The sequence below is a fragment of the Kitasatospora sp. NPDC048296 genome (assembly GCF_043201815.1).
In the GTDB taxonomy this organism is placed as follows: Bacteria; Actinomycetota; Actinomycetes; order Streptomycetales; family Streptomycetaceae; genus Kitasatospora.
Window position 1 is genome coordinate 1 of record NZ_JBICZB010000159.1, and the last position, 4,105, is coordinate 4,105.

A 4,105-nucleotide genomic window follows, 5' to 3' on the forward strand; every position below is an offset into this window, starting at 1 on the left:
TCCGACAGGAGGCCGTCCACGCCCTCCCGGTCGGTGGTGTGGTCGTCCGCGAAACGACGGTCACCCGTCGCGTCCGGCACGTACTTCACACAGACAACGATCCTCAAGCTCACGGCCTGTCTCCTGTACTGGTCTCGTCCGGCGGCTGCGGTGGTGCGAGCGGGCGCGACACACCACGCACCCGCTCCGGGCAGCGAGTTTCCCGTGCCGGTCCGGAACTTCCTGGCAGCATACTCGCCAGTAGCTCAGTGGTCACTACTGGCCAGTAGCTTACGCCGGCACGGCTGCACCGCCGCTTGCGCCCATCCTGCCCCAGGCGGGCGCGGACTCCACCCCACGGGGTGGCCCAGACCGGCGCACGAGCCCCCGTCGGCCCTCAGACCGCCTGCCCCAGCGCCGCGATCACATCCGCCTTGCGCGGCATCCCCGCCGCCCGGCGCACCACCCGGCCACCCGCGTCCAACACCAGGACGGTCGGCGTCCGCAGCACCTCCAGCCGACGGACCAGCTCCAGCTGCGCCTCGGCGTCCACCTCGATGTGCGCGACCCCGTCGACCATCCCCGCCACCTCGGCGAGTACCCGCCGGGTGGCCCGGCACGGCTGGCAGAACGCGGTGGAGAACTGCACCAGCGTCGCCCGCTCACCGAGCGGCCCGCCCAGGTCGGCCTCCGACAGCCGTATCGCCTCGTCCTTGGTGCGCACCCTCAGCCTTCCGTCTCGCCCGACCCGCAGCAGACCGAACGTGGCAGCCACCGCCAGCACGACAACGCACACCACCGATCCGGTCATCCCCCCAGTCTGCGGCAGCGCGCGCGGCCCCCGAAAGAGAGGTCGACCGCCGACGCCGGGCCCGCGTACGATCGGCCGGTGGATTCCGAGCGCACCGCACCGCCGTTGCTGACCTCCCGTCGCGTCGTCGACCTGGGGCGGGCCACCACCTCCCGCTGACATCGACGCGCCCCGCCGCAGCCGTCCGTCGCGACCCTCCCGGAGCCCCTGTGCAGACCGACCCCCGCGGTCCCCGCTTCTCCTCCGCGCTCAACGCCGTCGTCCTGGCGGCCGTCCTGATCACCGGTAGCGGCTTCCTCCTCGCCGCCCAGGCCCTGGTATTCGCGCTCAGTGCCTGCGGCGGGTTGCGGCTCTCCCCGTACGGCCTGTTGTTCCGGGCCTTCGTCCTCCCCCGGCTGGCACCGCCCACCGCGACCGAGGACGAGCGGCCGCTGCGCTTCGCCCAGGGCGTCGGCCTGGTCTTCACCTCCGTGGGCACCCTCGGCTACCTCACCGGCGTCACCTGGCTCGGCCTGCTGGCCACCGCCTTCGCCCTGGCCGCGGCCTTCCTGAACGCCGCCTTCGGCTACTGCCTGGGCTGCGAGATGTACCCGATCGTCCGGCGCGCCCAGGGCCGCCTCGGCGCCGGTGCCTGACCGGCACCACCGCCCCGCCGCCGCGCCCACTCCCGCACCCACTGCCGCGCCCACCACCCGCCCGCCGCGCCACCGGGTTCGGGGACCGGAAAAGTTCCCGGCCCGATTCATCACGGAGATCACACCGCGAATATTCGCTTGACCGCACGCCTCAGGTGACAGCAGGCACTCGTTCGGGGGATCATCTCCGTGTATCACCCGTGACCGCCGCGGCGTGCCGTGCTCCGGTCGGCCCCCTCGCAGCGGCGCGGGTACCGCCGTACCGGGCTCCGGCCCGTGGAAGTCAGGACTGACCGTGGCAGAGTTCGTCTACCCGCCGGTGATCGGCGCCGCACTCACCGCCTTCCGTGCGCTCGACGTGCGGATCAAGATCGTGGGTGCCGAGCACATCCCCGCCGAGGGCGGGGCGGTGCTGGTCAGCAATCACATCAGCTACCTGGACTTCCTCTTCGCCGGCCTGGGCGCCTACCGCGGCGGCAAGCGCAAGACCCGCTTCATGGCCAAGGACGACGTCTTCAAGCACCGCATCTCCGGCCCCCTGATGCGCGGCATGAAGCACATCCCGGTCGACCGCACCGACGGCCAGCCCGCCTACGAGGCCGCCGTGCGCGCCCTCAAGGCCGGCGAGGTCGTCGGGGTGTTCCCCGAGGCGACCATCAGCCGCTCGTTCATGCTGAAGAAGTTCAAGACCGGCGCGGCCCGGATGGCCGCCGACTCCGGCACCCCGCTGCTGCCCGTCGTGCTCTGGGGCACCCAGCAGCTCTGGACCAAGGGCCGCCCGAAGACCCTCACCAAGCGCCACGTCCCGGTGACGATCATGATCGGCGAGCCGATTCACCTCGGCCCGGACGACAAGCCCGTGATGGTCACCAGAAAGCTGCGCGCCGCCATGAGCGAGATGCTCGACCAGGCCCAGCGCGAGTACCTCGGCAAGCCCGCCGGAGCGGACGACACCTGGTGGCAGCCCACCCACCTCGGTGGCACCGCGCCCACCCTGGAGGTCGCCGAGGCCGAGGACGAGGCGGAGGCCCTCGCCAAGGCCGAGCGCCGCGCCGCCCGGGGCTGACCGAATCCCACCTCCTACTCCGCGCGACCGAGTGAACTCGCTCCGTCGCGTGTCGCCCGGCGACCGACCCCCTCCTTCTGACACAGTGACAGCTCCTTCCAGGGGCCTCCGTCCCGGATCTCCTCCTTGATCCGGAACGGAGCACACGTCAGAACGGTCGGAAAGGTCGAAAACGGAGATGGCACGGATCACCGGCACACGGCAGTCCCCCATGAGCAAGGCCCGCACTCGCGCATCCGCCGGTGCGGGCCTTCTGCTTCTGGGCACCCTGCTCACCGGCTGCGGGGCCGAGCCCGGGGAGATCCCGCTGTCCGAGATCCGCCCGGAGTCCCCCACCGCCACCCCCGAGCCGACCTCTTCCGCTACCCCCGATGTGGTCGCCGCCGCGGCCGCCACGCCCGCACACAACGGACTTATCGTCAGCCGGGCCTACACCGACACGCGCCGCACCACCAGCGCCATCGTCACCCTCGCCCCCGACGGCACCGCCCAGCAGCAGGTCACCCAACCACCCGACCGCGCCCGCGACGACCGCCCCGACTGGTCCCCCGACGGCGGCGCCATCGCCTTCGACCGAACCGATCCGCAGAGCGGCACCGCCCGCCTCTGGACGGTCTCCGCCACCGGCGACAACGCCCACCAGATCAGCCAACTCTGCGACACCAGCAGCGGCACCGTCGACTGTGCCAACGAGGACGAGCGCGCCCCCGCCTACTCCCCGGACGGCAAGCAGCTCGCCTTCAGCCGCTCCTGGGGTGCCCTCGACCAGGCCCACACCAACCAGATCCAGTACTCGGACCTCTACCTGATGAGCCCCGACGGCACCAACGTCCAGCGGCTCACCTTCCTCACCAACGACAAGCCGTACTCCGGTGCCGTCAGCAACCCCAGCTGGTCCCCCGACGGCAAGCAGCTCACCTTCGAGTACCACACCAGCGCCACCGGACAGCCCGCCAACAGCCGCGCCATCTACATCGTCAGCGCCGACGGCACCGGGCTCCGCCAGCTCACCCCCTGGGAACTGCGCGCCGGCGACCGCGCGAGCTGGTCCCCCGACGGCACCCAGATCCTCTTCACCACCTACCCGGACGGCCCCGACAACACCCCCGGCGGCGGCATCTACACCGTCCACCCCGACGGCAGCGCCATCGGCGCCCTCACCCCCGCCCCCTCCAACACCTCCTACGGCACCGCCGCCTACGCGCCCGACGGCAAGTCCATCGTCTTCACCCAGGCCCCCGCGGGCTCCGGCCCCGACCTCTACAGCATGCAGCCGGACGGTACGGGCGTCGCCCGGCTCACCAACAGCGCCGACAAGTGGCTCGGCCGGCCTGCTTGGGGAACGGCAGCGGCGCCGGTGCAGGCATCCCAGACACCGCAGGCACCGCAGGAATCTCAGACACCGCAGGCATCCCAAGCGCCCCAGTCGGATGCCCCGACGGCATCTGCCGAGGCGACGCCGAGTCAGGCACAAGGGCAGCCGCAGGACGGGGAGGACTCCCCTCAGGAGCACTGACCTGAAACGCGAAAAGGCCCCACCCGGAAACCGGGTGGGGCCTTTTCTGAATGATTGTTCGGCGGCGTCCTACTCTCCCACAGGGTCCCCCCTGCAGT

4 protein-coding genes and 1 pseudogene are annotated in these 4,105 nt (G+C 71.6%); 3 read left to right on the plus strand and 2 right to left on the minus strand.

Going from position 1 to position 4,105, the window contains the following annotated elements; translation table 11 throughout:
• Nucleotides 1-113: pseudogene (locus ACGF12_RS37985) on the minus strand (electron transfer flavoprotein subunit beta); the annotation flags it as partial.
• Between the two features lie 263 nt (nucleotides 114-376).
• On the minus strand, nucleotides 377-790 hold the full coding sequence (locus ACGF12_RS37990; protein ID WP_387632330.1) for a thioredoxin family protein: 414 nt from the start codon (nucleotides 788-790) through the stop codon (nucleotides 377-379).
• 209 nt (nucleotides 791-999) lie between these two features.
• Between ACGF12_RS37990 and ACGF12_RS37995 the strand changes: the two genes are divergently transcribed.
• The 3 genes from ACGF12_RS37995 (at nucleotide 1,000) to ACGF12_RS38005 (ending at nucleotide 4,007) form a co-directional block, all read left to right on the plus strand.
• Nucleotides 1,000-1,425, plus strand: coding sequence for a DUF4395 domain-containing protein (locus tag ACGF12_RS37995; RefSeq protein ID WP_393041057.1), 426 nt, complete (start codon nucleotides 1,000-1,002; stop codon nucleotides 1,423-1,425).
• Nucleotides 1,426-1,720: 295 nt separating this feature from the next.
• Nucleotides 1,721-2,491, plus strand: a complete 771-nt coding sequence (locus ACGF12_RS38000; RefSeq protein ID WP_393041060.1) for a lysophospholipid acyltransferase family protein — start codon at nucleotides 1,721-1,723, stop codon at nucleotides 2,489-2,491.
• 211 nt (nucleotides 2,492-2,702) lie between these two features.
• Nucleotides 2,703-4,007: a TolB family protein gene (locus ACGF12_RS38005; RefSeq protein ID WP_393041063.1), complete on the plus strand. Its 1,305-nt coding sequence runs from the start codon at nucleotides 2,703-2,705 to the stop codon at nucleotides 4,005-4,007.
• Nucleotides 4,008-4,105: the final 98 nt, after the last annotated feature.